Source organism: Methanoculleus sp. UBA374 (assembly GCA_002508705.1).
Lineage (GTDB): Archaea > Halobacteriota > Methanomicrobia > Methanomicrobiales > Methanoculleaceae > Methanoculleus > Methanoculleus palmolei.
Genome location: DAYL01000033.1, coordinates 27,768 through 52,449 on the forward strand (window position 1 = coordinate 27,768; position 24,682 = coordinate 52,449).

A 24,682-nucleotide genomic window follows, 5' to 3' on the forward strand; every position below is an offset into this window, starting at 1 on the left:
GCCGGAACCGGAAGAGCGCTTTTAAATCGCCTGCGGGCGATGAACGTTCCGACATGCCCGGAACCCGGCCGTGGACTGAGCGCCGGTGTATTTATATTATTAATCATTAAGATTAAAGGGGGTTTTTGTTTGAGAGAGTTACGCATACATGGCAGGGGGGGCCAGGGCTCCGTGACCGCCGCCGAGCTCATTGCTTTCGCAGCATTTGAAGGCGGCGTGTATGCCCAGGCGTTTCCGGCCTTCGGCGTAGAGCGACGGGGCGCCCCGGTTCAGGCCTTCGTCCGCTTCAGTGATGCAAAGATCCGGCTGCGCAGCCAGATCTACGAGCCCGACTACATCATTGTGCAGGACCCGACCCTGATCAAGGATGTAGATGTCTTCATGGGCATGAAGGCGGGCGGCATCGCCATCGTCAATACCGAGAAGCCCGACTTCGGTGCCCGGGTCCCGGAGGGCGTGAAGGTCTACACCATCGATGCGACCACCATCGCGCTCGAAGAACTGGGTGTGCCCATCACCAATACCACCTTGATGGGCGCTTTCGCCGCAGCCACCGGTGAGATACAACTGGAGCCGCTGGAGCACGCGCTGCGGAGCCGTTTCTCCGGGGCTCTGGCCGATAAAAACATCAAGGCGGCGGAGCGCGCATACGACCTGATCGGAGGTGCCGCGTAATGGCGTTGCGGGTCGGCTGCGTCGCGCCGCCGGGCAGGGCGCTCGAGAATAAGACCGGCGCCTGGCGGGTCTTCAAACCTACCTTTGAACCTGAGAAGTGCACGAAGTGCGGCATGTGCGCTATGGTATGCCCTGAAGGGTGCGTCCACGAGACGGAGGAGGGCACGTTCGAGCCGGACCTCGATTACTGCAAAGGTTGCGGCATCTGTGCAGAGGTCTGCCCGAAGAAATGCATCCGGATGGAGAAGGAGGAGAAATAATGCTTGAGTTTATGGAAGGGTCGCACGCGGTGGCCGAGATCGTGAAACGCTGTCGTCCGCAGGTGATTGCAGCGTATCCAATCACGCCGCAGACGCACATCGTCGAAGACCTTGCGCAGATGGTGGCGAACTGTGAGATCGATGCCGAATACATCACGGTCGAGAGCGAGTTCTCCGCCCTCTCCGCCTGCCTCGGTGCGAGCGCGGCCGGGTCCCGGGTCTACTCGGCCACGACCTCCCAGGGTCTCGCCCTGATGTTTGAGGTCTGCTTCAACGTGGCAGGGATGCGCCAGCCGATCGTGATGACGATTGCGAACCGCTCGCTCGGTGCGCCGCTCTCCATCTGGAACGACCAGCAGGACTCGATATCCCTGCGCGACTCCGGGTGGCTGCAGTTCTACGCGGAGGACAACCAGGAGGCTGCCGATCTCCATATGATTGCCTACCGGGTCTGCGAAGATCACGATATCCTCCTCCCTGCCTTCGTCTGTTTCGACGGGTTCATCCTCTCGCACACCTACGAACCGGTCTCCCTCCCCACCCAGGAAGAGGTGGACGCCTACCTGCCCGCTTTTAACCCGTATCAGCGGCTGGACGCCGAGGCGCCGCTGAGCTTCGGGATGTATGCGACGCCCGAGTATTACATGGAGTTCCGCTACGAGGTCGACCGGGCGATGCACCGTGCCGGAGAGGCGTTTGCGAAAGCAGGGCGTGCGTTCGGCGAGCAGTTCGGCAGGGACTACTCCGATCCTGTGGAGGGCTACCGCCTCGAGGATGCTGAGACCGTGCTCGTCGCCATGGGCTCCATCTGCGGCACCATCAAAGACGCCGTCGACGAGATGCGCGAGCACGGCCGGAAGGTGGGACTCTTGAAGATCCGGATGTTCCGGCCGTTCCCGGCCCGGGAGATTGCGGATGCGCTCGAGGGTGCCTCGACGGTGGCGGTGCTTGACCGGAACATCTCGCTCGGCTGCGGGGGAGCGGTCGGTACCGAAGTGAAAGCGGCGCTCCAGGGTTCCGGTGCGGCTGTATACGACTACATCATCGCCCTCGGCGGCCGCGATGTCCGGAAGCGGGACATCGCCGCGGTTGTCGACCTCGCAGAGAAGGGGAAAGGAGACATGTTCTATGGATTACGAACGGAGGTGCTCTGAATGGCTGAAGTAGAACAGGGGTGCGCGCTCTTCTCGGCGGGACACCGGGCGTGCGGAGGGTGCGGACCGGCACTTGCGGCCCGTCTCCTCCTCAAGGCGACCGGAAAGAACGTCATCATTGCCGCAGCGACGGGGTGCATGGAGGTCTTCTCCACGCCCTACCCGGAGACCGCGTGGGGAGTCCCCTGGATCCATTCGCTCTTCGAGAACCCTGCAGCGGTTGCATCGGGCATCGAGGCGTCGCTGAAGAGGCAGGGGCGCAGCGAGAAGGTCGTCTGCATCGGCGGCGACGGGGCAACGCTCGATATCGGCATGCTCTGCATCAGCGGCGCCTTCGAGCGCGGTCACGACATCACCTACGTCTGCTACGACAACGAGGCCTACATGAACACGGGCATCCAGCGGTCGGGTGCGACGCCCTACGGCGCGAGCACCACGACGAGCCCCGCGGGGAAGTGTTCTCCCGGTAACGTGCATCAGAAGAAGGACATGCCCGCGATCCTCGCCGCCCACGGTGCGCCGTACGTGGCAACCGCTTCGATCGCCTACCCGAACGACTTCGTCCAGAAAGTCGAGCGCGCGATCAACACCCCCGGGCCCTGTTACATCCAGGTGCACACCCCCTGCTGCACGGGGTGGGGCTTTGAGTCGGGGGAGACGCTCGCCATGGGAAAACTCGCCATCGAGACCGGTCTCTGGGTGAACTACGAAATGGTCGACGGCGCGGTAGAGAAGGTAAAGAAAGTGAAGCGAAAACCCGTCGAGGAGTACCTCTCAAAACAGAAGCGGTTCCGGCACCTCTTCAAGCCCGCCCGGCGGGACGATGAGATCGCAAAGATCCAGGCGATCGCCGATGCGAATGCCGAACGGTTCGGGATAGACATCAAGCGGAAAGAGCCTTCGGAGTAAACCGGGTCGGCGACGGGACCCCTTCACATTTTTTTTTGGTCGAGCCCGCACGAGGCTGGCCGTCTATCGGACGACCCCTTTTCCCGGGAGCCACCAGTAGTGCCGGTGTTTCATCGACGGTAACCTATAAATAGTTCCACTTCATTAGAACTATTTGTTATCCGATGTTACGTATGATATTATTCATCATACTATCGGAGAGCGGCCTCCCGGGCCGAAGCCGGGTGGGATTGATCGGGAAACCTTCTTCCGTTCTTCGCACCGCCGGTTGCTACAATCCGGTCCGCAGGCATTGTTGTCTGAACAATGAAGGCATGAGGCTGCCGCAGGAGGTGATATGACAAGACGCAGGTCGATCCATCCAGAACCGGGACCTCAAATGAGGTCCGAACCGTCCGGTCCTGGTGAGGGTGCCTATCTCCATAGGGTAATGGATTTGTTCCGGGGTCAATCACGATAAGGCCGACCGGATGAAAGATCTACTCCGGAACTGCTCTCGAATAATGAAGATTCCGTCGAATGCCGTGTTCTCCTCCGTTAAATGTCCGTCCATCCGGCCGGCCGCTTTTTTTCCGGCGTCCCGCGTGTCTGGCGAATCGATGAGTGTACAAACCTTAAAGCAGGTATATCTCCTGGATGTTTCGACCCGCCGATAGCGGTTGCGACGCTGTTTTTGTGATCGCACCCGACGGCCGCAATGTACCTCAGGAATTCGCTCATTTTAGAATCCGCACAGAACTCCCTCAACTCCCCGGCCGGCACAAAAGAGGTGGCAACGAGTACGAGATCATCGGTCTTCTCAAACTCCTGCCCGTCGGCCAGTCGTTCCCCCCCAAAACTTGCGATCTTCCAGAATCGGTGCTATCGCTCATGTTAGCGTCCGGCGACGATACGGTCTCCCGCGACGCCTTAACGGGAGTCGGCCGCACCCGGAATTCGGTAGTTTGACCTCCGGGAGCTTCTTCAGAACGTTACTTTAGCGAAGTACTGTGCCCGCATCGTCGGAGTTCGGGACCACCGACAGAAGGCCCGGGATCAGGCCGAAAGGATCGTCCAGATAAAGTACAGTCCGAAGAGCATCATGGCGATCCCGCTCGCCTGCACCACTCGTTTGTAATGGGGACCGAGCACGTTCGCTCCCCGTGAGACGGCAAGAGCAAGGAGCCCGAGCCAGGCGATGTCCGCACCGATGTGCCCGACGTAGAACGCGCCAAACGACGGGTGGAGTGCGAGAAACCCGACGCCGAACGTGAGCCACCAGACCCACCAGTAGGGGTTGCCGAGCGTGCAGGCCACCCCGAATGCAACCGGCATCCGGGCCTCTTCGTTCACGACGGCGACTTCTTCCGCGTGGAGAAACTGCCCGATACCGAGTGTGATGAGAACGCCCGATCCGAGGAGAGCGATGAAATCGATGTAGGGGACGTCGCGCACGCCGCAGGCTATGGCCGCGACCATGACGGCCTCGGGGATGCCGTGCCCTGCGACAAGCCCTGCAACGAACGGCGCCGGTCGCTGCGAACCGAGGCCGAGGACCGAGGCGGTCATGGGTCCGGGCGATGCGGCCCCGGAGAGCCCGATCAGGAACGACGCAACGATTATATCGATCATCCCCCGCCCCTCCGCCGCGAGAGGAGGAGAGGGAGGAGCATGGTGAGCGCGACCGCGAGCCATATGGTCCCGAACGTGGTGAGCAGGATCTCGCGGTCGGGGGTATAATAGCGGACCTCCACGCCCGTCGTCCGGTTCCAGGCGATCTCTGCGGTTCCGTTCGTCCCGGAGGAGACGACTCCTCCAGGGCTGATCATGCCGATAAGCGGGTTTCTTACGTCGAGCCCCTCGGGCAGGGTGACGGTTACGGCGTACGGGTCATCGAATGCCGCCACGAGGTGGTTGTTTCTCACGGGAGCCTGGTAGGTGACGGTGTAGTTCCCCTCCGGGAAGGTGATGACACCCCGGCCCGCATCCTTGTATTCAACCGGTCCCGAGGGGCCGAGCACTTCGATATCTTCGACCTGGAGCGGGACCCGTTCCCCCATCAGTCCCGGGGTCCAGAAGGCGTGCTCGCTCCCCGTAACCTCGACCGATGCTTCATAGGCGGTGCCGTCGGAGACCACCCGGAAGGCGGCCTCCCCGGCCGCAACCGGGGTGCTGACCAGGATCAGCGCAAGACAGAGAGCAATGACTGCAGGTCCGCGTCGATCTCGAGGGGAGGTTCGCATTGTCGTACCACTGTTTCAGGATCTTTTAAGAGATGCCCGGTCACCACGCAGACGATCCGCTCATCCTTATCGATCAGACCGAGTTCGGCGAGTTTCCGTATTCCGGCAACCGAAGCTGCAGAAGCGGGCTCGACGCCGATGCCCTCTTTTCTTGCGAGGTCCCGCTGCATGGCAAGGATCTCTTCGTCCGTCACGGCCGCCGCCGTCCCGCCGGTTGCGCGGATGGCGACAAGCGCTTTCTCCGCGTTTACCGGAGCGCCGATCCGGATTGCGGTCGCAACGGTCTCGGGGGCGGCTTCCGGGACCAGTACGTCGAGGTTTTGCTCTATCGCTTTCACCAGCGGCTGCGAGCCGGCCGCCTGGATGCCGGTCATCATCGGCAGACGGTCGATGAACCCGAGCGCCTCAAGTTCGCGGAGACCCTTGTAGACCGCGGAGATGTTGCCCGCGTTTCCGACGGGGAGGACCATCCGGTCGGGCACCTCGCCGCCGAGTTGGTCGACGGCCTCAAACCCGATCGTCTTCTGTCCCTCCAGACGGTAAGGATTGACCGAATTTAAGAGATAGATGCCCTGGCTGATGCAGAGCTCATGTACCATCTCGAGTGCCCGATCAAAGTTGCCGCGGATGGAGATGACCCGCGCGCCGTGCATAAGTGCCTGAGCGACCTTGCCGAGGGCGACCTTCCCCGCCGGCAGGAGGACGACGCAGGGGAGGTCGGCCTTCGCCGCGTAGGCGGCAAGGCTTGCCGAGGTGTTCCCGGTGCTCGCGCAGGCGACGCTGGTCATCCCGAGTTCGCGGGCCATGCTGACGCCCACGGTCATGCCGCGGTCCTTAAACGAGCCGGTCGGGTTCATCCCCTCATGCTTTGCGTAGAGTTCGGAGAGACCAAGTTCCTTACCGATCTTCGTTAAGTGGTAGAGCGGCGTGCCTCCTTCCTGGAGAGAGACCGGCTCGCCCCTGACCGGAAGAATCTCCCGGTAGCGCCAGACCGAGAGGGGGCGCCGGTTCCATTCATCCCGGGAGACGTCAATGCCGTCCAGGTCGTATTCGACGGTCAGCAGGTGTCCGCAACGGCTGCAGGTATAGATGATCTGGTCCGGCGTGTAAGTTGCACCACAGTGAACACAGACGAGACGGTACATAGAAAACCGTTGATCGCCCGAATACGTATAGATATGGTATCCCGGATCGGCGCCGGGTTCCGTCGACCGGTTCAACCGCGCCGCTCGCGCCGGACGCGGCAGATGAGCATGAAGAGGAGCCAGAGGACAATAGTGCCGGCGAGCGCAAGAAGCCTGAGGTCCTCGGACGATGCAGTGGTCACGAACGGTGCAATGAGCATTCCGGCCGCCGCCAGCACGAGAACGACGGCGAAGGCTGCCGGACGCACTTCGAGACCCCCCTGTGTCCGGATGCTGCCTGCTATCCGCCTCCGGGAGAAGGGGTAGAACCAGGCGATGCCGGCCCGGGTGCAGGTGTCCTCAACGAGGTGGAGGACGCACCCCGCAAAGAATGCACACCCGAAGGCGGGGAGGAGTGTCAGAGGTCCGCCGAGCCAGGTGAGGATGAGGGCCAGGTAGCCGGAGAGGATCAGGGAGGTCAGTCCGATGCCCGCGAACGAGTGGAGCAGCCCCCGGTGCCGGTGCCGGTAGCTCTTCCGGAGGAGCAGCGAGAATACAAGGGAGAGCGGGTAGTAGATGAGATACCTGATGGTATAGCCGAAGATTGGAAGCACCACGGCAAGGCCGTTTAAGACCTGCCCCCTCTTTCCTTTCAGTCCGCCGATCCTGCCGTTGAATATCGCTGCATCGACGGCGTCCGCGTCCGGTGCGAGCGATCCGACGAATACGCCGAAGAAAAGAACGGCAATCCTGACCGGGTCGAGGACGGGAGCCCAGGGAGCAATTACGAGTCCGGCCGTGGCGAGACTGAGAGATACGTGCTGGTCACCCCGCATGGACGATCTCTAGAGTTTAGAGAGCAATCTGTGATAAAGGTCGCTTCTGCGGTCTGAAAGTGAAGGGAGCCTGATCCGGGCCTCACGAACCGCCCCCGGGTCCAGTTCCATAATGAGGACTTCTTCGCCGGCCCCGCACCGGGCGATGACCGTGCCGTCCGGGTCGGCGCCGAGCGATCTCCCACAGTAAATCCCGCCCGGCCCGCCGGCCGTGTTGATCCCGGCCACGTAGTACCGGTTCTCGATGGCGCGTGCGGAAAGCAGGGTCTCCCAGTGGGAGAGCCGCGAGCAGGGCCATGCAGCCGGCACCAGCATGCACTCCGCCCCGGCGAGCGCGTAGATCCGGAAGAGTTCCGGGAACCGGAGGTCGTAGCAGACGGCAAGCCCGAACGTCATTCCGCCGACGGTGAAAGTTGCGATCCGGTCGCCTGCAGCGTAGTTGTCGTCTTCTCCATCGGGAGAGAAGAGGTGGATCTTTGCATAGGCAGCGAGGAGTTCGCCGCCTGCATCCAGCACGACGACGGTATTTCGGGGGAGGCGCCCCGGCACCGCTTCGACGATCGACCCTGCGACCGCGATATCGTTCTTTTGCGCCACATCCCGAAAGGCCGCCGCGAGCGGGCCGTCCACGGGCTCTCCGGCGGCGGGAGAGACCGTCGGGGACCAGCCGGTTACAAACTGTTCGGGAAAACAGATAAGCGATGCTCCGGCCGCCGCGGCCTCCCCGGCCATCCGGCCTGCCGCATCGAGCACCCTGGCCGGGCCGCCCCGACCGCCGGCAACCTGGGCGAGCGCTATCCTTGTCATCGCTGGGGCGACCGAATTTCGTCCCGGTCCCTGCAGGAGAGGATGAGCACGAAGGCGCCGAGGACGACGAGTGCGGCGAGTACCACCATGATATACGGGGCGAACGGGACCTCAACTGCGAATATCCGTGCTCCAATGAGGAGCCCGCCTGCAATGATGCAACTGCTGACGAGGACCGCCCCGAGAAATGTCCGGTCGGGTTTCATACGGAGCCTCCGGAGAGTATGGGGAATGCGGCCCGAAGCCCTACGATGATGAACTGGACTGCAATCGCGATGAGGAGCATGCCCATCAGCCGGTTGACGGCACGAAACTCCCGCTGGCCGATGCGCCGGACGATGAGATCGGATCGTTGCATCATGTAGTAGGTGATCCCGATCGCTGTGACAACGGCAAGCGGTACGACGGCGATTGCGGCGATGCCTATCAGCATCGCCTCGTTCATCAATACGATCACGGAGGCGATTGCGCCGGGCCCCGCAATCATCGGAATCGCAAGCGGCATGATGGCGATGTCGTCCGTGTCCTGTCCCCCGTACTTCTCGGTAGCGGTCATCTTGGCCCGCGAGGTCTTTGCGTAGACCATGTCCATGCCGATCCCGAAGAGAAGAAGACCGCCTGCGATACGAAATGCTTCGATGGAGATGCCGAAGAGTTGCAGAATCCATCCGCCCACGAACGTGAATATCAACAGGACGATCAGGGCGAACTGGCTTGCATCATGTGCGACCTTGAGTTTTGCCGGCCCGTCCATCGTGTTCGTGAGGGAGACGAAGATCAGGGTGGCTGCGAGCGGGTTCACTATGATGATGACTGAAGAGAAACAGAGCAGCGCAAAACTCAGAAAGTCCACCATTCGCGATCAGGTATATGACAGGTCCAATATTAGCCCTTGTGGTTTGCCGGTGGAACGGACGATCCGGCTTTGCAAAAATCTCCTCAAGAATGGTCTTCTCAGGCCGGATGGACCCAAATCCTGTTGACGCCCGAAGGCACATCCGGGCACGCTGTTTTTGCGTCGGAGACCCGGAAAAAAAGTATGCGTTTGGTCCCGCCGGCATCGGGCGGTCTACGGCTTCACTCGTAGATTACGGACTCGTCGATCTTTTTGTAGTCGACCAGTTCGCCGGGTGCGAAATGGATGCCGAGTTCGCGGGCGGCGCTCTCGGGAGAGTCTGATGCGTGGATCACGTTCCGCCCGATGTCGAGGGCGAAGTCGCCGCGGATGGAGCCCGGTGCAGCCTCGGCAGGATTTGTGGCGCCGATCATCCTGCGGACGACTGCGACGGCACCTTTCCCTTCCCAGGCCATCAGGAAGCAGGGGCCGCTCATGATGTAGGCCGCGAGACCCGGGAAGAAAGGCTTCTCCCGGTGCTCGCGGTACTGCTCAATAACCCGTTCTTCGGGAAGGAGTTCTAACCTGGCCCCTGCGAGTTTGAGTCCCCGGGCTTCAAACCGGGAGACGATCTCCCCGATGAGTCCGCGCTGGACGCCGTCCGGCTTGACCATCACAAAGGTGCGTTCCATACCGGTCACTCTTTGCCGCGGGCTTTGCGCCCCGCCGCGGTCCACTCGACGCGACGCGGCACCCGACCGAGTTTGTAGTTGTTCTGGCACTTCGTGCTGCAGAAGTAATAGATGGTCCCGTCTTTACGGACAAACATCTTGCCGGTGCCGGGTTCGAGCGTCTCTCCGCAGAAATTGCAGACGTATTTGTCAGCCATGTTTACCGCCTCGAGAGTTTCTTGGCTTCACGCTCGGTCTCGAGCAGCGAGAGGATGTCCCCCTCCCTGATAGGGCCCACCGTATTGCGGGTGATGATCCGCCCCTTGTTCGGGCCATCGAGGACCCGGCACTTCACCTGCTGGGCTTCGCCATGCATACCGGTCATGCCGATGATCTCGATAACTTCTGCGGGCGTTCCGTCGTTTGCCATTGCTCTTACTCCTCACGCTCTCAGTGCTGCAATCTGCTTTGCGATCTCGTCGACGAGGTCCTTCGCCTTGCCCGACTTGACGATAGCGGCGGCTGCCGAGCCGACTTCAAGGCCGCTCGCGGAGCCGATATCGTTCTGCTTCGTGATGTAGACGTACGGGATCTGCTTCTCTTCGCAGAGCGGCGGCAGATGCATTACAATCTCTTCAGGCTCAACGTCCGAACCGATGAGAACCAGCTGGGCGATGCTCCGCTCGACTGCTTTTGTTGCCTCGTTGGACCCTTTCTTCACCTTGCCGGTATCTCTTGCGATCTCAAGGGCTTCAAGGGCCTTATTCTGGATCTCTTCCGGAATCTCGAATTTTACGTATGCCTTTGCCATAACTCGCCTCTTTCGAGGGCAGATTTCTACTGCCCCGTCATCATTCATCAGTAGCGTAGCTGATCGAATGCGCTCTATTATGTCAATAGGAGGACTGATAAATGTTTGTCATTCGCCCTCATGCGACGAGGATACCGTTCGGCAGTTCCGGCGGCCGGAGATGTGTGTGCGGCTGCTTACGCTATCATGCAGGGATTCGGTAGATCTGGACCCCCCGGGCGTCGTAGATGAGTTCGAGCGTATCCGTCGGGATCGAGACATTATAGCGTTCGCGCTCTTCTGCACCCACGTAGAGGAGCGTGGCGTTGTATGCCCGCGCGAGGTCGACAGTTCGGGACGGTTGTTCATAGATAGCCCGCACGTCGGCGCTCCGCTCGCCTATGCGTCCTTCGTCCCCGCGCCACATGTACTCGTGGAACGGCATCCCGATGACGGCCGGTATCCCGGTGAACGACGAGACTCGTGAGTAGTAGGTGTAGTCCCCGCCCTCCGCCTCGACAATGATGTTGTCGCCGGGAAGATCCCGGAGGAACGTGATCGCCGCCGCATCTTCCGGATGCGAGCCCTCAAGGTACGCCGCCCCGTCCAGGGTATGGCTCCCGTAGCCGAAGTCGACGTTGATCGCGAAAGGTGCAACAAGGAGGAGCGCCGCGGCGAGAACCGGCAGTACCCATTTTGTCCCGGCAGGCATACGCCGACCTATTCCGGCGTTCCGGAGCCACTCCCCGACGACGGCAAGGCTTGCCGTTCCCATCAGGAACCAGGCGGGGAGATAGAACTTGAAGACCGTATTCATCCGGAAGTAGGTCTCCCCCATGTTGTCCACAAGGTAGACCAGTTCGGTGGCGAGGATAATCAGGAGCCCGAGGATGGCGAGCGTGTCGGCGGCCGAGAACCGGCGGCGGGCGAGGAGGTAGGCCAGCGGGACGGCGGCGATGGCCGCGGCCGGATAGCCGGCGAGCACGAACGGCACCGCGGCGAGCAGCAGGTAAGGGCGCTTTTTGATGTCCGGGACGCAGGAGGCGGTGAGGATCGCGAGGAAGAGTCCATGGACTAACAGGAACTCCACCGGATCGGAGGGCACCGGAACGATCCCGATCCCTTCGATACCGGGGCTGTTGAGTTGCAGGTAGAACGGGAGATATGTTGCGATGGCAAGCGGCGGCACCACAGCGAGCACCATCCAGGACCGCTCCCGGTCCGGTGAAAAGTTCCCGTAGCGCCGCCATACGAGGAGGCCGAAGACCAGCGTGACCGGGGCGTAGACCAGCACGTCCCAGGAGTTGAACCCGGGCATGGACCCAAGGGAGAGGGCGGCAAGCCCCGAGAGGATTACGCGCCCCCGCGCCGTGAGGGTCCCCCACCGCATGTAGGCAAATACGAGGAGGAAGAGCAGGAGCCCCTGGTTGAAGAAACTCATGACGTGCGGGTGTACGTCGCCCCAGAGCATCGAGAAGAGGGGATATTCGTTGATCGTGTTCGTGATCGTCCGGGTGCTCCCCCAGAGGACATCGAACCACGAATCTCCGATCGCGATGTGGTAAATCGCCGAAGGGTTGGGGAGGAAGAGCGCAAGCACCGGAAGCCAGCGATAGCGCTCAAGGAGGAGATGCCCGAGGGCGTAGAGCGAGACAGCGGCAAGACCGAGCACCGTCGGGAGGACAAGATTGAATGTTATCGTCGAAGGCACGCCGGCCGTAAGCCCGAGCGCTCCGCTCATCCAGTAACCGAGATAGTAGTAAACGTCGAGCGTTCCTCCCGCATACCAGGGGTCGAGCGGCGGGACGGCCGGCTGCCGCATGATCGACGCGAGGATTGCGTGGTCCATGAACTTCTCGGCGTAGGAGATGGTCGGGTTGATCCAGCGCACCTCAAGCATGAAGAGGAAAGGGACCAGGAAGGCGAGGTCCCAGGTGAGGCCAGATCGTAAGCGCTCTCGTGTGTAGAATCCCTGCGACCCTGCATAGGCGACTATGGCGAGGAACGGCAGGAGGGGGAGCCAGACCGGGAGGCCAAGTTGTCCACAGTACCAGGACCCGAGCGTGAAGAGGAGGACCGATACCGGGTATGCGACGGCGGCCGAGAGAGTGCCGAAGGTGCGGTCGAGTGCAGGCCAGGTGCCGAGGTGGAGCAGTTTGACAACCGCAAGCCAGAGCAGCACGGAGACAATCAGTTCACCTGCCAAACGTCTCCTCCTTCTCGATCTCCCTGGAAAAAGCCTTTCTTAAGAGGTCCATCGACCAATCGCCGAAGTAGTAGATCGATCCGACCCCGCCGACGAGCGTGACCAGATTCTTGACCAGGTGGTCGATGACGGCGATCAGTGTCGCCGTGGCGACCGGGGTTCCCGCGAGCCCGAGGGTCAGCGCGAGTGCGAGTTCATAGGTTCCCACCCCCCCCGGGGTGATCGGGACCGCCTTGACGAGGTTTCCGATGACGATTGCAAGGACGACGATGGCGAACGGGACTGACTCCCGAAACATCAGGACGACCGCGTAGCAGACCAGCACATCGACGAGCCATATGAGGAGCGAGGACCCGCCGAGGGTAAGAAGGGCCCGGGGATTGAGGGAGACCTGCTTCACCTCGTCGAGCATCCTCTGGATGGCAACGACGATCCGGTTCTCGGACTTCAGTCTGCCGGACCAGAGGAGCACGGCAAAGAAGACGCCGCCTGCGGCGAGGGGGACGATGATGACCGTGATGAACCAGTCGGGAACGTCGAGCACCGCGAGGACGAACGGGAGCGCGACGGCGCCGAGCACCGCGATCATTATGATATCGAAGACGCGCTCGACGACGATGGATGAGAACCCCTGCGAGTAGGTGGCGTCGTCCTCGTGCTTGAGGATGAGCATCCGCACAAGGTCGCCGAGGCGTGCGGGGATGATGAGGTTCGCCGTCTGGGAGACGAAGATGCAGGCGATCGAGAACCCGAGACTCTCTCTGATGTCAAGGCCGTTCAGGATGAACCGGTACCGGAACCCCCGGAGGACCCAGGCGACGACGCAGATCCCGACGGCGGCAAAGAGGAAGGGTATCACGGCGTGTTCGAGCGTCAGCAGGAGGTCGTCCCAGACGCGGTAGAGCATGTAGCCGACGATCCCGATCGCGATCAGGGTGGGAATGACGATCGCGCTAGCCTTTTTCCACATGGAGTCTCCACCAGAGGCGTAAGATCGCCGATCCCATCTCGACAACGTCTTTTCTGCGCACGGTCGTCCCCTCCCCCTGCCGCCACCTCACAGGAAGTTCTTTTATGCGATATTCGTTCTTCTGGGCCCGTATCAGCACTTCGGTGTCCCAGAACCAGTGGCCTGCGGTCACCGATGGAAGCAGGTCGAGGAGCCGGTCGCGCCGGAACGCTTTGAACCCGCACTGGTGGTCGTGGAGCGAGCTTCCGAGGATCGTCCTGACCAGCATGTTGTAGCCGCGGCTCGCGATCTCCCGGCCCCCGCTCCGGGTGATTACGCTTTCCGGGAGGAGACGGGAGCCCGTTGCGGCATCGTAGCCGTCGCGGACGGCGCCGACGAGTTCGGCGAGGTGCTGCATGTCGGTGGCAAGGTCGACGTCGTAGTAGCAGACGATTGACCCGTTTGCCCCGGAAAACGCACGATTGAGGGCCCGACCCCGCCCGAGCCGCTCGTCGGAATGAAGCAGGCGGACCCGGGGGTCGTTCGTTTCGTACGCTCTGACGAACTCGGCGCTCCCGTCGGTGCTCCCGTCCTCGGCGACGATCAGTTCGAACCTCTCCGGGGCTATCGACTCCAGTGCCTCAAGCGACCGCGGTATGGCGGTCTTGAGCGCCGTAAGGTCGTTATAGACCGGCAGGACGGCGCTCACCTCGATCTCACGCATTCGGGAACCTCGCGAGAACCCGCTTTGCCGCTTCCTGTCCGGCGACGACCGAGCCGTTCATGCTCCGCTCCGGGTAGTTCGGGGGGCTGAACATCCCGGCGAGGAAAAGGCCGTGCTCTTCGTAGGCAGGCAGGCGATTTCGGAGCCCGGTCGTGTAGACCGGGCCTGCATACCTATCGACAGCGAGCCGGTGCCAGTGCACCTCATCTTCGCTGACGGAAAATCGCCTGCAGAAATCCGTGAGCATCGACTGCTCGAAGCCTTCCGGGAGCCGGTCGGTGAAGTAGGACGCGAGGTAGATAAGATGTTCGCCGTACCACGCGAGCGGGGCGAAGTTGGTGTGCGAGACCACCGCACCATAGGGGGCCGCGTCCTTCATGTTCAGCCAGTATATGCCGCGGGTTACGTCCCGGTCGAGTGCGAGGGTCATGCAGGCGGCGCCCTGGTAAGGAATCGGGGTGATATCGAGTCCGGTGAGGTCCGAAGTCACCTGCAGCGGGAGTGTCGAGACGACGGCGTCGTAGGCCTCGTTGTCGACAAGCCAGCCGTCGCCGTTTGGCCGGATCTCCGTGACGGGGGAGTCGAGCATGATCGAGGCGCCCCGCTTCGCTGCTGCTTCTTCGAGTCGGGCGATGAGGTGTCGGAATCCCCCTTTCAGGTAGCCCAGGCGCTCGCCCCGGACACCCCGGTCGGATCGGATTGCGATGCGGGATATGAGCCAGGCCGCCGAGACTTCGCCCGCACGATCCCCGAATTTGCTCTTTAAGAGCGGTTCAAAGAACGAAGCGTAGAGGCCGGGACCGAGATGTTCCAGGATATATTCCTTTGCGGTGACGCCGTCGAGCGCTGAGACGTCGAGCCGCCGCGAGCGCAGGGTCAGCAGGCCGAGGCGGGCTTTCTCGGCGAGTGTGAGGTGGGGGTAGCGCAGGATCTCGGTCGGGGTGGTGAGCGGGTGGATGGTCCCGTCGACGTAGTAGCCGGTGGACCCTCGAAGCCATTCCAGCCGGTCGGTCAACTGCAGCGTATCGAATAGGCTGAGAAGGCTGGTATCACCGGCAAAACAATGGTGGTAATACTCTTCGATCCAGTAATCGTCAATCCGGTACGAACTGAGGCATCCTCCCGGAATGGGGCGTTTTTCGAAGAGATCTACCTGGTGTGTTTCGGCAAGTTCGAGAGCCGAGACAAGTCCGCACAACCCTCCCCCTACGACGCAGATCTTCATTGCTCATCACTATGTACTGAAAATTATAAGAACACTTTTGAAATATAAAGTATACAATGTCTTTATACATAAACGGCGATATTATTAACCAGTCCATATGAGGGTGTGAAGCTGAATGAGGGTCTTCTTTATAGGATTCGGTCAGGCTGGGGGCAAAATTGTCGATATGTTCATTGGACAGGACAAGCGGATGCAGACCCAGAATTTCAGGGGAATTGCAGTCAACACAGCACGTACCGACCTGATGGGGCTTAAAAATATCGAACTTAAAGATCGGCTCCTGATCGGGCAGACGGTGGTCAAAGGCCACGGCGTCGGGACCGATAACGTAACCGGTGCACGGGTGACTGCCGATGAGATCGACGCCATCATCAACGCGATCGACTCGAGGGGGACGCATGATGTCGATGCCTTCGTCATCATCGCCGGTCTCGGCGGCGGGACCGGTTCCGGGGGCTCGCCGGTTCTTGCCCGGCACCTGAAGCGCATCTACCGGGAACCGGTCTACGCGATCGGCATCCTTCCCGCTCCGGAGGAAGGCAGGCTCTACTCATACAATGCAGCCCGTTCCCTGAGCACCCTGGTGAACGAGGCGGATAATACCTTCATCTTCGACAACAGCGCCTGGAAGAACGAGGGAGAGAGCGTTAAAGACGCCTATAACCGGCTGAACGACGAGATCGTCCGCCGGTTCGGCGTGCTCTTCCGTGCGGGCGAGGTCGGTAAGGCGGGTGTCGGGGAGATGGTCGTGGACTCAAGCGAGGTCATCAACACCCTGCGCGGCGGCGGCATCAGCACCGTCGGATACGCCATCAGCGAGAAGGTCAGCCCGCGTACAAAGCAGAATCAGGGGCTCTTCTCCGGCCTGATGCGCAAGAAGGAGAAGACCGAAGAGGTGCTGACCGGGGAGGACAAGTCGGCGAAGATCATCGCTCTCGTCAGGCGTGCCATGCTCGGGCGTCTCACCCTGCCGTGCGATTACTCGACGGCGGAGCGGGGTTTGGTTCTTCTCGCGGGCCCGCCCGATGAGATGGACCGGAAGGGTGTGGAGAAGTCGAAGAGCTGGGTGGAGGAGAACATCGCAGGCGTCGAGGTGCGTGGCGGGGATTACCCGGTGCAGAGCGACTACGTCGCAGCTGTCGTGGTCCTTGCGACGATCGGGGACGCTCCCCGGATCACCGATCTCCTTGAGATTGCAAAGGCTACAAAGGAAGATGTCATCAAATCGAAGGAAAAGCGCTCGACTATGTTCGATGACGGCATTGAACCGCTGTTCGAGTGAGGGGGGCATTATGAAGGCGAACAGCGGCAAATGGATTGTTCTCCTGCTCGCACTCTTCTGTTTCGTGCAGGCTGTATCGGCATTCGACGTCAAGACCGAGACCGTTGACCCGTCGAGCGGCGCTCTCGAACCCGGTCAACAGGTGAGCGCGCGTTATGTGCTCACCTACGATATGATCACCTCCGACCTGAGCGATGAGACGTTCGAGCTCAGCACCGGGCTGCAAAATCCCTCCTGGGACATAACGGTCTACCACGACGGGGTTGGGACCCCAATCAAGAAGGCCGGGTATTACCCGGTCCTGTTGGAGTTCGAGATCGACTACGGTCAGGGTGATACCGAACTGGACATTAAGGTGCGTGGCACCGTCCCTTCGAGTGCGAGCGGAACGATTCTGGTGACCAAGATCGAGCACCTGCGGGATAAAGATGTGAAGGACACTCATTCCGTGACCCGGGACGTTGTGAGCGCGGGTCAGGTCGAGGATTCTCTCTCCGCCCAGCAGCAGCGCCTCAAGGACCTGAAGGCCGACATGGATGGAAAGGCCGGAGAGGGCGTGGACGTCTCTGCCGCACAGACCAAGTACAACGCCGCGAGCCAGGCGCTCACGAGCGCCGCGGCGGCAAGTCCGTCACAGGCAGCGGGTTACATCACCACCGCCACGAAGAATATAGACGAGGCGAAGTCGCTCCTCGATAGGGCATGGGCCGAGAAGGAGGTCTCGAACGCCGCCGCGACAATCGAGTCTCTCGACGGGATGATCACCTACTTCGTCGAGAACCGCTCGATGGCGAGCGACCCGCAGGTGGTCGCCATCATGACCAAGCGCGAGAGCTCCGTCCAGTTCTACTCCCAGGCAAAGGATGCCCTGAACGCGAACAACTACTCTCTCGCGCGTTCGAAGGCAGCCGATGGTCTGAATAAGGCGAACGAGGCCCTGACCGATGCAAACGCCCTCCGGGAGAAGCTCGGTGAGGGATTCAGCCTCGGCGGCAACCTCCTCCTCTACATCGGCATCGGGGTCGTCATCATCCTGATCGTTGTGGGTGTTGTGATCTACCGAAAGAGGACCGGCTGGGACGAACTCGGGTGACCCCGGCAACTAACTCCCCTCTTCTCCACACCAGCTTTTTTCGTCCGTATCCTGCCCCTCCCGGACCTTGAGTATTCGCGGGGCACCAGTGTCTCTGACTGGACGTTTTTCTTGCCGCCATAATCGATCCTCAGCCCGTACGGATGAACGGCATCCCTTGGGTCGAATGCATGTTCATCCTGCATATGGCAAGGGGGCTTGTAGGCCGGGGACGCCCAAACCGACGCCTGGGGGGGGAGGCGAAGTACTCTCACGCAAAGATTCGAGCACCGTGATCTTGTGCGAAATGCGGGAAATGGAACGTTTGAAACGCGAAAATTCCGGAGAGGTTTGAGGCGCGATCAAAGGGAAACCTGATGAAAAACAGTAACCGGGGCGGTCCCGGAATAAGGTATTTCATTGTCCCTTATTGTGCATCCTCGAAGGACGTAATCGATTTTTCATCGGATATCTCCATGACTGCCCTCGCCCCCCCACCAAGGGGGGACGGGGGAGGAGCGCCGCAGGTGCGGGAGGGGTGGGGTCGACAAGGCCGGAGAGTGGAGTGCGAGCGTAGCGAGCTTGAGAAACCTGGAGGATTTCGAGGGGGATTTTCCCCCTCCCGCAGGAGGGTATCCGTACGTCCTTCTGGAGATATATTCCGTGCAGTGGAACGTAGCGGCTATTCGCCTCCCGGGGGGCCGGGGGCAGTCATGACGATATCCGTAGCCCTGAAATCTCGCGATCTTCCGGGCTTCGGTCATGTGAGCGTCCGGCAACGATACGGTCTCCCGCGACGCCGTAACGGGAGTCAGCAGTACCCGGACCCCGGAATGCGGTAGTTTGACCTCCGGGGGCTTCCTACAGAGCCGTTGCTTGAGCGAAGTATCGGATCTCAAAAGAGCGTCGGCAGGGGGGCCGCCCTGCATCGGGTCTCAGGCGGTCGGCCCTCCGGGAACCTTCGAGAAGACCTCGATGTTTCTGCTCCCCGACTTCCCGTCCCGCAGGAAGTAATACTCGATCAGCCGATCCTTATTCTCTTCATACGAGAACCAGTAGTTCAGCCGGTAGGTCTCCTTAACGTAGCCGTCGAGGGTCGGATAGGTGTCGGCATCATGGGTGATCACGACGTCGTAATCGCCGCTGTAGATCGTCGATTCGCTTACCTTCTGACTGTAGTAACTGAGTTTCGAGGCGTTTTCACCCCGGTAATACCAGGGCAGCGGCCAATAATTCTCGGTCGCGATCGCTACCCGGTCCGCGGCATTGATCTCTCTAAAGACCTCCCGCAGGTCTTCGGAGTTCTGCACCTGCACGATAGGCTCGTTGATGTCTGCGGGGGTGAACGCCACATGGAACATCATGACGACCAGGAAGATGCTTGCCGCGACGGCGACGACCGCCTTCTTCGTGGTCATCGCATAGACCGCGACGAAGATCATGGGCAGGAGCTGGTGGAGGATCAGCCACGGCACCTTCTCGCCGATGTAGGCGTAGGCTGTCATTGAGAGCAGCATCCAGATGATGGCGAACCGTGCGAACTCCTTCTGCCGGTCTATCAGCCGGATCTCCCCGCCGCCCGAAAGGATCTCGCGGAGTCGGTCCCTCCAGCCCTGTGGCTGGATGGGGGGGGGGGCTGCAACCTCCGGGACCCCCTCTTCCGCCTCCTCGGCCCCTTCTCCATCCTCAGGGGTTCCTGCATGGCGGCTCTTCCGCTCTCTCCACTGAGAGACAAGGGCGGGGATGTTGATGAACTGGAAGACCCCGACTATGGCGAGGAGCAGGATCGGCAACTCGTAGAGGATGAAGAGCAGGATGTAGAAGTACGGCGGTCCTCCGAGGCGCTGCATCTGGTGCATGGCGGTCCAGTGCTCGATGGCCCGGAGCCACCAGTCCAGAACCATCTCCGGATGGGCGCCGAACGACGAATAGAAGACTGCCGCGATTCCGACTGCGAGGAGGACGCCGAGCGCGAGGTCCCGGACCCAGCGGGTCGGAAGGCGAACCTTTCCTGTCCAGACCAGGTAAAGGAGGTATGCTCCGAAGATCAGGATGACTATCGGCATGTTCTCCATCGTGGACATCCCGAGGCCGACCGCCGCCCCGGCAAGGAGTGCATACCGCGTCTTCTGCCGCTCGAAGTAGTAGAGAAGGGCGATGAGGAGCACCATCGTGAAGAAGATGATGAAGGGATCGTCCCGGAGGAACCGTGAGAAGTAGACCATGTTCGGCGATACGGCGAGGAAAAGCGCCGCTACCAGGGTCTGCTTCTTATCGAGGTAGCCGAGTCTGTAGATCGGGTAGAGCAGCGGGACGAGCAGGGTGCCGAGCAGCGCCGGGATGAGCCTTCCTACAAGGTCGGAATCCCCGAAGAGCGCGAACATCCCGGCCGTGACGTAGTAGCGCAGCGGCCCGTGGTACATGGGATCGTAGATATAGGTCCCTTCGGTCAGGAGTTTATAGGAGAACCACGCGTGAATAGCCTCATCGTGATGAAAAAGCTTTAAGTCGAGAGTGTAAAAGCGAAGAATAATTGCGGCCAGAAATATGAGGAGGAAAATCCCCTCGAATGAGAGTCGTTCACGGATTCGGGCCGTGACCACGGCGGTCTTCACGCCGCTCCCACCTCAACTCTCCAGCACAATTTCGATGCCGATGTCCTTTGGAACCTGGATACGCATTAACTGGCGCAGTGCGCGCTCGTCGGCGTCAATGTCAATGAGCCTCTTGTGCACCCGCATCTGCCAGCGGTCCCATGTTGCGGTACCTTCGCCGTCAGGGCTTTTCCTGGTGGGCACGACGAGTTTCTTCGTGGGCAGCGGAATTGGGCCTGCCAGATTGACGCCGGTACGCTCTGCTATTTCTTTGATCCTATCACAGACCATCTCGATCTTTTCAAAATCGGTTCCGGAAAGACGTATTCTGGCCTTCTGCATATCTACCACCAAAAAATTATGGGTACCTTCTTATCTCATCTGCTTGGGCGTGATGTCGATGCACACGCCTGCGGCAATGGTGGAGCCCATATCACGAACGGCGAACCGTCCAAGCTGCGGGATAACCTTGACCTTCTCGATGACCATGGCTTGGGTCGGCTTGATCTTGACGATCGCGGCATCGCCGGTCTTGAGGAACGTGGGGTTCTCTTCCTTGACCTGACCCGTGCGGGGGTCGAGTTTTTTCTGGAGTTCGACGAAGGTGCACGCAACCTGAGCGGTGTGGCAGTGGAAGACCGGGGTGTAACCGACTGTCAGGGCGCTCGGGTGGTGGAGCACGACAACCTGTGCGATGAACTCGTCTGCGACGGTCGGCGGCACATCGGCGGGACCGCAGACATCGCCGCGGCGGATGTCCCCTTTGCCGATGCCACGGACGTTGAACCCGACGTTGTCGCCCGGGAGCGCCTGCGGGATCTCCTCATGGTGCATCTCGATGGACTTGACTTCACCCTCCTTGTTCGCGGGCATGAAGCTGACCTTCATCCCCTTCTTCATGATACCGGTCTCGACACGGCCGACGGGCACCGTTCCGATACCGGAGATGGAGTAGACATCCTGGATCGGGAGACGCATGGGCAGGGTTGTGGGCTTCTCGGGTTCCTTAAGCGCGTTGAGCGCATCGAGCACCGTCGGTCCCTTGTACCATGGGGTATTTGCACTGGGCTTCGAGATGTTGTCGCCGACGAACGAACTGATCGGGATGAAGCTGATGCTGTCGGGCTTGTAACCGACAATCTTGAGCAACTGGGATAACTGCTCCTTAACCTCGTTGAAACGCTTCTCGTCGTACTTGACGGCGTCCATCTTGTTGATGCCGATGATCAACTGGTTGATGCCGAGTGTGCGGGAAAGGAAGACGTGCTCCTTGGTCTGCTCCATCACACCGTCGGGTGCGGCGACGATCAACAGTGCGGCGTCTGCCTGGGATGCTCCCGTGATCATATTCTTGACGAAGTCACGGTGTCCGGGGCAGTCCACGACGGTGAAATAGAACTTGTCGGTATCGAACCGCTTGTGGGCGATATCGATGGTGATACCACGCTCACGCTCTTCCTTGAGGCTGTCCATAACCCAGGCGAACTCGAATGAGCCCTTACCCTTGGCTTCAGCCTCCTTTCTGTACGTCTCGATGATGTGGGGCGGTACGGCTCCCGTCTCAAAGAGCAGCCGGCCGACGGTAGTAGACTTCCCGTGGTCGATGTGTCCGATTACTGCTAAATTCATGTGGGGCTTTTCAACTGCCATGATATATCCTCCACTCAAATAGGTCTGTCAGCTCAAACAGCCTGCTTATGCGAGTAACTTATACGTATGACGTTCTCCATATAAAGCATTTCTATCCACGTGACGAGCGTGCATTCCCTGAAAATCCCGGGTAATCGACAGAATCTTATTCTCCGGAAATCTACGTTCTTCATACCATGAAGACACTTGAGTTTCACCGCGATGATTGCCCGGATCGCGTAACGGTTGCCTGCGCAGGCCGTGAAGTCTCGGTATACTCTTACTGCGGCTATTGTCGACACTGTGCGGGTGTCCGGGTGGGCAGGCGGACGATTCCGACGCCCCAGCGTCAGGCCCTCTCGGGCGTGAGGCAGGGCGCCGGCCTCGATGAGAATCTGCTGAATGCCGCCCTTATGTTCAATACCCTCGTCCGGGACGGCGCTGCCGTCGAGTGCGAGGACGACGCGGGCGCAGGGTTCTCTTCGATGTATCGGTATTAGACTCGGTGGGGTCTCCCTTCCCGGGTTTTTCAGTCTTCAGCCGCCTTTTCTTTCGGCCCAAACTTTTTGCGGATCTCCTCCGCGAACTTATCGTATCCGATCTCGTCCATCTGGTCGGCGAGGAGCCGGTCGCTCCAGGCGCTGCGGTAGACCCAGTAGACGATACGGTCGATCACTTCGACGACCTCCTCCTCGGTCTCGACGGTGATAAGTTCCCTGCCCACAGCGGGATTGGCTCCGCGCCGGCCGCCGACCGTGATCTGGTAGTGATCATACTCGGACTTCAGGAGCTCGTACGGACAGGAGTGAATGCAGATGCCGCACTGGACGCATTTGCTCTCATCGAGGACGGATATGCCATTTTTCAACGCAATGGCGCACTGTCTGCAGTATTTCGCGCAGGTGCCGCACCCCGTGCAGAGTCCGGGTATGCGCAGCGGCCGGATCCTGCCGATGATTCCGATGTCGTTTAAGAGCGGGCTGTTGCACATGTAGGTGCATCCGGATATGGCGATGCGGAGCCGTATCGGGAGTTCTTTTCCAAAAACCCGTTCATCGACCTTGCGCGCAAGGTCGATCGTCTCGCAGTTGGCGTACTTGCACCGCTCCGTGCCCGGGCAGGCCATGATGTTCACCACTTCGTTCTGCTCTGCCCCGAGGGGCGTCCCGTTCTTTTCGAGGGCTTTCGCGATCTTCTCGAAATTTTCGGGGCTCACGTGCGGGATCTCCGCCGTCTGACGCATGGTAAGATGGAGCGAACCATCTCCATATTTCTCACTGAGTTTTGCGAGCTGCTTGACCTGAGCCGCGGAGAGGACTCCTGCCGGAATCCGCACCCGTATCGTTGCGTAGTCTGCGTTCCGCTCGGTGATGATCCCTCCCCGGCTGTAGAGGGAATAGTCTTTCATCATTCTACATTAGTAGCGGTCACCGGGATAAAAAAGGTGCTTACAGGAGGGCAAGGAGGAGGATGATCCCCGCCCGGGTGATCTCGTTTGTGGCACCGACGACGTCGCCGTTGACGCCGCCAAAGATGCGCCGGGAGAGCGTGAGCGTCAGGACGACGATGACGGCTGTGACCACGAGAGCAAGCGCGACGCTCGCCCGGGAGAGCGGCAGCAGGAAGAGCGGTAGCGCGAGCAGGGTTGCCGGAATCAGAAACCACGGTTTTGCGAACCCATGGAGGTAGGAGTGAATACCCTCCCGGAACGGAACGCCGAGCGTGGTGAGGTAGGACATCGCGACTTTCGCGCAGACCTCGGCGGTGAGAATGGCTGCCGGGAGGTTCGCCGTGCTCTGGAGCCCGGCGAACGCAAGGAGGGTGACGACGATCCCCGCCGCGACGGCACCGGCTCCCGTGGTCCGGTCGGTCATGGCCGCGACCCTTTTCTCCCGGCTCCCGTGGGCCATGAGCCCGTCGCCGAAGTCCAGCAGGCCGTCGAAGTGGTTGCACCCGGAAAGAACCAGCACCGCCGCAAGGGCGACCGCCGCGCCCACCGTCGGGGATGTTATCCAGTAGGCGACACCGGCCGCTATCCCGCCGATGACGTAACCGGCAAGCGGGTAGAGGTAGGAGCGGCGGGCGAAATACTCGAAATCAACCGGCTTTCCCAGGGGAAGCGAGGTGCAGAACTGCAGAAGGGCGACGACGGACTTCACATCGACCCCATCGACTCGCTATAAAGGCGCGACGTGCAGCCCGCGATCAGCCCGGCAACGGCGTCGTCGAGGAACGGCCCGAGGCTGCCTAATATTCCCGGTTTCTTCTGGTCGTAACGGGTGAACTCGAACCGCGCGTAGGTCCCCCCGATCACTTCGGCAATGGCCATCCCGATGATCTCGTCGGAGAGCAGAAAGACCGGGTCATCGGCAATCTCGGAGTCCTTCCGTTTCAGGTAGAGTTCATCCTCAAGCAGGATGGCGCCGAGGAGCAGCGACGATATGTTGGGGTCCTGAAGCGCCTTCCCAATCATCTCGCCCAGCCGCTTCGCGGCCTCTTCCACCCCGATCCCGTGAGGGACATAGAGTTCCATTGCAGAGGCGACGATATTGCCCCTTGTGATACCCTTCTCCTCCAGCCTGCGCTCGATCTCGAACATTGTTCATTTGTTGAACCCCGCAGGTATTTCCGCGTTTCGAACAGCGCTGGGCTGAAGGGCCAGCGCTCGAGAAAACGCGAAGCGTTTTCGAGTAATACCGGGCCGAAGGGCCGGTATTG

General features: G+C 60.7%; 28 protein-coding genes. 7 read left to right on the forward strand and 21 right to left on the reverse strand.

Annotated elements, in window-relative coordinates:
* Positions 1–129: 129 nt before the first annotated feature.
* From BRA42_RS11730 to BRA42_RS11745, 4 genes are read left to right on the forward strand one after another with little or no spacing between them, the layout of a single operon-like run.
* The gene (locus BRA42_RS11730; protein ID WP_292405597.1) at positions 130–675 is read left to right on the forward strand and encodes a pyruvate ferredoxin oxidoreductase subunit gamma; all 546 of its coding nucleotides are present in this window, start codon (positions 130–132) and stop codon (positions 673–675) included.
* On the forward strand, positions 675–935 hold the full coding sequence (locus BRA42_RS11735; protein ID WP_292405600.1) for a 4Fe-4S binding protein: 261 nt from the start codon (positions 675–677) through the stop codon (positions 933–935). The genes BRA42_RS11730 and BRA42_RS11735 overlap by 1 nt, the downstream gene beginning before the upstream one ends.
* On the forward strand, positions 935–2,089 hold the full coding sequence (gene porA / locus BRA42_RS11740; protein WP_292405602.1) for a pyruvate ferredoxin oxidoreductase: 1,155 nt from the start codon (positions 935–937) through the stop codon (positions 2,087–2,089). Before BRA42_RS11735 ends, porA begins: the two co-directional genes overlap by 1 nt.
* Positions 2,090–2,998, forward strand: coding sequence for a thiamine pyrophosphate-dependent enzyme (locus BRA42_RS11745; protein WP_292405604.1), 909 nt, complete (start codon positions 2,090–2,092; stop codon positions 2,996–2,998).
* A gap of 1,035 nt (positions 2,999–4,033) precedes the next feature.
* Here the strand turns inward: BRA42_RS11745 and BRA42_RS11750 are convergent.
* From BRA42_RS11750 to BRA42_RS11820, 15 genes are all read right to left on the reverse strand, one after another.
* Positions 4,034–4,609: a LysE family translocator gene (locus BRA42_RS11750; RefSeq protein ID WP_342770584.1), complete on the reverse strand. Its 576-nt coding sequence runs from the start codon at positions 4,607–4,609 to the stop codon at positions 4,034–4,036.
* Positions 4,606–5,220, reverse strand: a complete 615-nt coding sequence (locus tag BRA42_RS11755; protein WP_342770585.1) for a DUF5803 family protein — start codon at positions 5,218–5,220, stop codon at positions 4,606–4,608. The genes BRA42_RS11750 and BRA42_RS11755 overlap by 4 nt, the downstream gene beginning before the upstream one ends.
* Complete coding sequence (thrC, locus tag BRA42_RS11760) at positions 5,160–6,365, reverse strand: threonine synthase (RefSeq protein ID WP_342770586.1); 1,206 nt, start codon at positions 6,363–6,365, stop codon at positions 5,160–5,162. The genes BRA42_RS11755 and thrC overlap by 61 nt, the downstream gene beginning before the upstream one ends.
* A gap of 71 nt (positions 6,366–6,436) precedes the next feature.
* Positions 6,437–7,180 carry a metal-dependent hydrolase gene (locus BRA42_RS11765; RefSeq protein WP_292405616.1) on the reverse strand — a complete coding sequence of 248 codons (744 nt, stop codon included), beginning with the start codon at positions 7,178–7,180 and terminating at the stop codon, positions 6,437–6,439.
* A gap of 9 nt (positions 7,181–7,189) precedes the next feature.
* Positions 7,190–7,987, reverse strand: a complete 798-nt coding sequence (locus BRA42_RS11770) for a nitrilase-related carbon-nitrogen hydrolase (RefSeq protein ID WP_342771139.1) — start codon at positions 7,985–7,987, stop codon at positions 7,190–7,192.
* A complete protein-coding gene (locus BRA42_RS11775; RefSeq protein ID WP_292405621.1) occupies positions 7,984–8,193 on the reverse strand; it encodes a hypothetical protein in 210 nt (69 codons plus the stop codon). Before BRA42_RS11775 ends, BRA42_RS11770 begins: the two co-directional genes overlap by 4 nt.
* Entirely contained in the window at positions 8,190–8,843 is a 654-nt protein-coding gene (locus tag BRA42_RS11780) for a MarC family protein (protein ID WP_292405624.1), read from the reverse strand. The genes BRA42_RS11775 and BRA42_RS11780 overlap by 4 nt, the downstream gene beginning before the upstream one ends.
* A 221-nt stretch (positions 8,844–9,064) precedes the next feature.
* Positions 9,065–9,514, reverse strand: a complete 450-nt coding sequence (gene ndk, locus BRA42_RS11785; RefSeq protein WP_292405627.1) for a nucleoside-diphosphate kinase — start codon at positions 9,512–9,514, stop codon at positions 9,065–9,067.
* 5 nt (positions 9,515–9,519) lie between these two features.
* Positions 9,520–9,711: a 50S ribosomal protein L24e gene (locus BRA42_RS11790; protein ID WP_292405630.1), complete on the reverse strand. Its 192-nt coding sequence runs from the start codon at positions 9,709–9,711 to the stop codon at positions 9,520–9,522.
* 2 nt (positions 9,712–9,713) lie between these two features.
* The gene (locus BRA42_RS11795; protein WP_011843564.1) at positions 9,714–9,923 is read right to left on the reverse strand and encodes a 30S ribosomal protein S28e; all 210 of its coding nucleotides are present in this window, start codon (positions 9,921–9,923) and stop codon (positions 9,714–9,716) included.
* Positions 9,924–9,935: 12 nt separating this feature from the next.
* Entirely contained in the window at positions 9,936–10,304 is a 369-nt protein-coding gene (gene rpl7ae / locus BRA42_RS11800; RefSeq protein ID WP_292405633.1) for a 50S ribosomal protein L7Ae, read from the reverse strand.
* 184 nt (positions 10,305–10,488) lie between these two features.
* Positions 10,489–12,489 carry a DUF2298 domain-containing protein gene (locus BRA42_RS11805; RefSeq protein WP_342770588.1) on the reverse strand — a complete coding sequence of 667 codons (2,001 nt, stop codon included), beginning with the start codon at positions 12,487–12,489 and terminating at the stop codon, positions 10,489–10,491.
* Positions 12,479–13,459: a lysylphosphatidylglycerol synthase transmembrane domain-containing protein gene (locus BRA42_RS11810; RefSeq protein WP_342770589.1), complete on the reverse strand. Its 981-nt coding sequence runs from the start codon at positions 13,457–13,459 to the stop codon at positions 12,479–12,481. Before BRA42_RS11810 ends, BRA42_RS11805 begins: the two co-directional genes overlap by 11 nt.
* Complete coding sequence (locus BRA42_RS11815; RefSeq protein WP_292405640.1) at positions 13,443–14,162, reverse strand: dolichyl-phosphate beta-glucosyltransferase; 720 nt, start codon at positions 14,160–14,162, stop codon at positions 13,443–13,445. Before BRA42_RS11815 ends, BRA42_RS11810 begins: the two co-directional genes overlap by 17 nt.
* Positions 14,155–15,387: an NAD(P)/FAD-dependent oxidoreductase gene (locus BRA42_RS11820; RefSeq protein WP_292405643.1), complete on the reverse strand. Its 1,233-nt coding sequence runs from the start codon at positions 15,385–15,387 to the stop codon at positions 14,155–14,157. Before BRA42_RS11820 ends, BRA42_RS11815 begins: the two co-directional genes overlap by 8 nt.
* A gap of 115 nt (positions 15,388–15,502) precedes the next feature.
* Between BRA42_RS11820 and BRA42_RS11825 the strand changes: the two genes are divergently transcribed.
* Together BRA42_RS11825 and BRA42_RS11830 are read left to right on the forward strand one after the other, a co-directional pair.
* The gene (locus BRA42_RS11825) at positions 15,503–16,669 is read left to right on the forward strand and encodes a tubulin/FtsZ family protein (RefSeq protein WP_292405646.1); all 1,167 of its coding nucleotides are present in this window, start codon (positions 15,503–15,505) and stop codon (positions 16,667–16,669) included.
* A 10-nt stretch (positions 16,670–16,679) separates the two neighbouring features.
* Positions 16,680–17,762 (forward strand): hypothetical protein, encoded by a 1,083-nt coding sequence (locus tag BRA42_RS11830; RefSeq protein WP_292405650.1) that lies wholly within the window; start codon positions 16,680–16,682, stop codon positions 17,760–17,762.
* 914 nt (positions 17,763–18,676) lie between these two features.
* Here BRA42_RS11830 and BRA42_RS11835 read toward each other — a convergent pair.
* From BRA42_RS11835 to tuf, 3 genes are read right to left on the reverse strand one after another with little or no spacing between them, the layout of a single operon-like run.
* A complete protein-coding gene (locus BRA42_RS11835; RefSeq protein WP_342770590.1) occupies positions 18,677–20,356 on the reverse strand; it encodes a flippase activity-associated protein Agl23 in 1,680 nt (559 codons plus the stop codon).
* Positions 20,357–20,368: 12 nt separating this feature from the next.
* On the reverse strand, positions 20,369–20,677 hold the full coding sequence (gene rpsJ, locus BRA42_RS11840) for a 30S ribosomal protein S10 (protein WP_011843573.1): 309 nt from the start codon (positions 20,675–20,677) through the stop codon (positions 20,369–20,371).
* A gap of 30 nt (positions 20,678–20,707) precedes the next feature.
* Positions 20,708–21,985 (reverse strand): translation elongation factor EF-1 subunit alpha, encoded by a 1,278-nt coding sequence (gene tuf, locus BRA42_RS11845; RefSeq protein WP_292405655.1) that lies wholly within the window; start codon positions 21,983–21,985, stop codon positions 20,708–20,710.
* 176 nt (positions 21,986–22,161) lie between these two features.
* Here tuf and BRA42_RS11850 point away from each other — a divergent pair, with 176 nt between their 5' ends.
* Positions 22,162–22,464: a hypothetical protein gene (locus BRA42_RS11850; protein ID WP_342771140.1), complete on the forward strand. Its 303-nt coding sequence runs from the start codon at positions 22,162–22,164 to the stop codon at positions 22,462–22,464.
* Positions 22,465–22,493: 29 nt separating this feature from the next.
* On the opposite strand, the gene BRA42_RS11855 is transcribed toward BRA42_RS11850, so the two are convergent.
* From BRA42_RS11855 to BRA42_RS11865, 3 genes are read right to left on the reverse strand one after another with little or no spacing between them, the layout of a single operon-like run.
* Positions 22,494–23,375: a 4Fe-4S binding protein gene (locus BRA42_RS11855; RefSeq protein WP_342770591.1), complete on the reverse strand. Its 882-nt coding sequence runs from the start codon at positions 23,373–23,375 to the stop codon at positions 22,494–22,496.
* Positions 23,376–23,412: 37 nt separating this feature from the next.
* Positions 23,413–24,123 (reverse strand): adenosylcobinamide-GDP ribazoletransferase, encoded by a 711-nt coding sequence (cobS, locus tag BRA42_RS11860; protein WP_342771141.1) that lies wholly within the window; start codon positions 24,121–24,123, stop codon positions 23,413–23,415.
* Positions 24,120–24,563: a phosphatidylglycerophosphatase A gene (locus tag BRA42_RS11865; protein WP_342770594.1), complete on the reverse strand. Its 444-nt coding sequence runs from the start codon at positions 24,561–24,563 to the stop codon at positions 24,120–24,122. Before BRA42_RS11865 ends, cobS begins: the two co-directional genes overlap by 4 nt.
* Positions 24,564–24,682 lie beyond the last annotated feature (119 nt).

What these genes read in the sequence shown, in the direction of transcription:
- BRA42_RS11735 (WP_292405600.1), top strand. Translation starts at nt 675, where the DNA reads ATGGCGTTGCGGGTCGGCTGCGTCGCGCCGCCGGGCAGGGCGCTCGAG.
- porA (WP_292405602.1), top strand. Translation starts at nt 935, where the DNA reads ATGCTTGAGTTTATGGAAGGGTCGCACGCGGTGGCCGAGATCGTGAAA.
- BRA42_RS11745 (WP_292405604.1), top strand. Translation starts at nt 2,090, where the DNA reads ATGGCTGAAGTAGAACAGGGGTGCGCGCTCTTCTCGGCGGGACACCGG.
- BRA42_RS11750 (WP_342770584.1), bottom strand. Translation starts at nt 4,609, where the DNA reads ATGATCGATATAATCGTTGCGTCGTTCCTGATCGGGCTCTCCGGGGCC.
- BRA42_RS11755 (WP_342770585.1), bottom strand. Translation starts at nt 5,220, where the DNA reads ATGCGAACCTCCCCTCGAGATCGACGCGGACCTGCAGTCATTGCTCTC.
- thrC (WP_342770586.1), bottom strand. Translation starts at nt 6,365, where the DNA reads ATGTACCGTCTCGTCTGTGTTCACTGTGGTGCAACTTACACGCCGGAC.
- BRA42_RS11765 (WP_292405616.1), bottom strand. Translation starts at nt 7,180, where the DNA reads ATGCGGGGTGACCAGCACGTATCTCTCAGTCTCGCCACGGCCGGACTC.
- BRA42_RS11770 (WP_342771139.1), bottom strand. Translation starts at nt 7,987, where the DNA reads ATGACAAGGATAGCGCTCGCCCAGGTTGCCGGCGGTCGGGGCGGCCCG.
- BRA42_RS11775 (WP_292405621.1), bottom strand. Translation starts at nt 8,193, where the DNA reads ATGAAACCCGACCGGACATTTCTCGGGGCGGTCCTCGTCAGCAGTTGC.
- BRA42_RS11780 (WP_292405624.1), bottom strand. Translation starts at nt 8,843, where the DNA reads ATGGTGGACTTTCTGAGTTTTGCGCTGCTCTGTTTCTCTTCAGTCATC.
- ndk (WP_292405627.1), bottom strand. Translation starts at nt 9,514, where the DNA reads ATGGAACGCACCTTTGTGATGGTCAAGCCGGACGGCGTCCAGCGCGGA.
- BRA42_RS11790 (WP_292405630.1), bottom strand. Translation starts at nt 9,711, where the DNA reads ATGGCTGACAAATACGTCTGCAATTTCTGCGGAGAGACGCTCGAACCC.
- BRA42_RS11795 (WP_011843564.1), bottom strand. Translation starts at nt 9,923, where the DNA reads ATGGCAAACGACGGAACGCCCGCAGAAGTTATCGAGATCATCGGCATG.
- rpl7ae (WP_292405633.1), bottom strand. Translation starts at nt 10,304, where the DNA reads ATGGCAAAGGCATACGTAAAATTCGAGATTCCGGAAGAGATCCAGAAT.
- BRA42_RS11810 (WP_342770589.1), bottom strand. Translation starts at nt 13,459, where the DNA reads ATGTGGAAAAAGGCTAGCGCGATCGTCATTCCCACCCTGATCGCGATC.
- BRA42_RS11815 (WP_292405640.1), bottom strand. Translation starts at nt 14,162, where the DNA reads ATGCGTGAGATCGAGGTGAGCGCCGTCCTGCCGGTCTATAACGACCTT.
- BRA42_RS11820 (WP_292405643.1), bottom strand. Translation starts at nt 15,387, where the DNA reads ATGAAGATCTGCGTCGTAGGGGGAGGGTTGTGCGGACTTGTCTCGGCT.
- BRA42_RS11825 (WP_292405646.1), top strand. Translation starts at nt 15,503, where the DNA reads ATGAGGGTCTTCTTTATAGGATTCGGTCAGGCTGGGGGCAAAATTGTC.
- BRA42_RS11830 (WP_292405650.1), top strand. Translation starts at nt 16,680, where the DNA reads ATGAAGGCGAACAGCGGCAAATGGATTGTTCTCCTGCTCGCACTCTTC.
- rpsJ (WP_011843573.1), bottom strand. Translation starts at nt 20,677, where the DNA reads ATGCAGAAGGCCAGAATACGTCTTTCCGGAACCGATTTTGAAAAGATC.
- tuf (WP_292405655.1), bottom strand. Translation starts at nt 21,985, where the DNA reads ATGGCAGTTGAAAAGCCCCACATGAATTTAGCAGTAATCGGACACATC.
- BRA42_RS11850 (WP_342771140.1), top strand. Translation starts at nt 22,162, where the DNA reads ATGAAGACACTTGAGTTTCACCGCGATGATTGCCCGGATCGCGTAACG.
- BRA42_RS11855 (WP_342770591.1), bottom strand. Translation starts at nt 23,375, where the DNA reads ATGATGAAAGACTATTCCCTCTACAGCCGGGGAGGGATCATCACCGAG.
- BRA42_RS11865 (WP_342770594.1), bottom strand. Translation starts at nt 24,563, where the DNA reads ATGTTCGAGATCGAGCGCAGGCTGGAGGAGAAGGGTATCACAAGGGGC.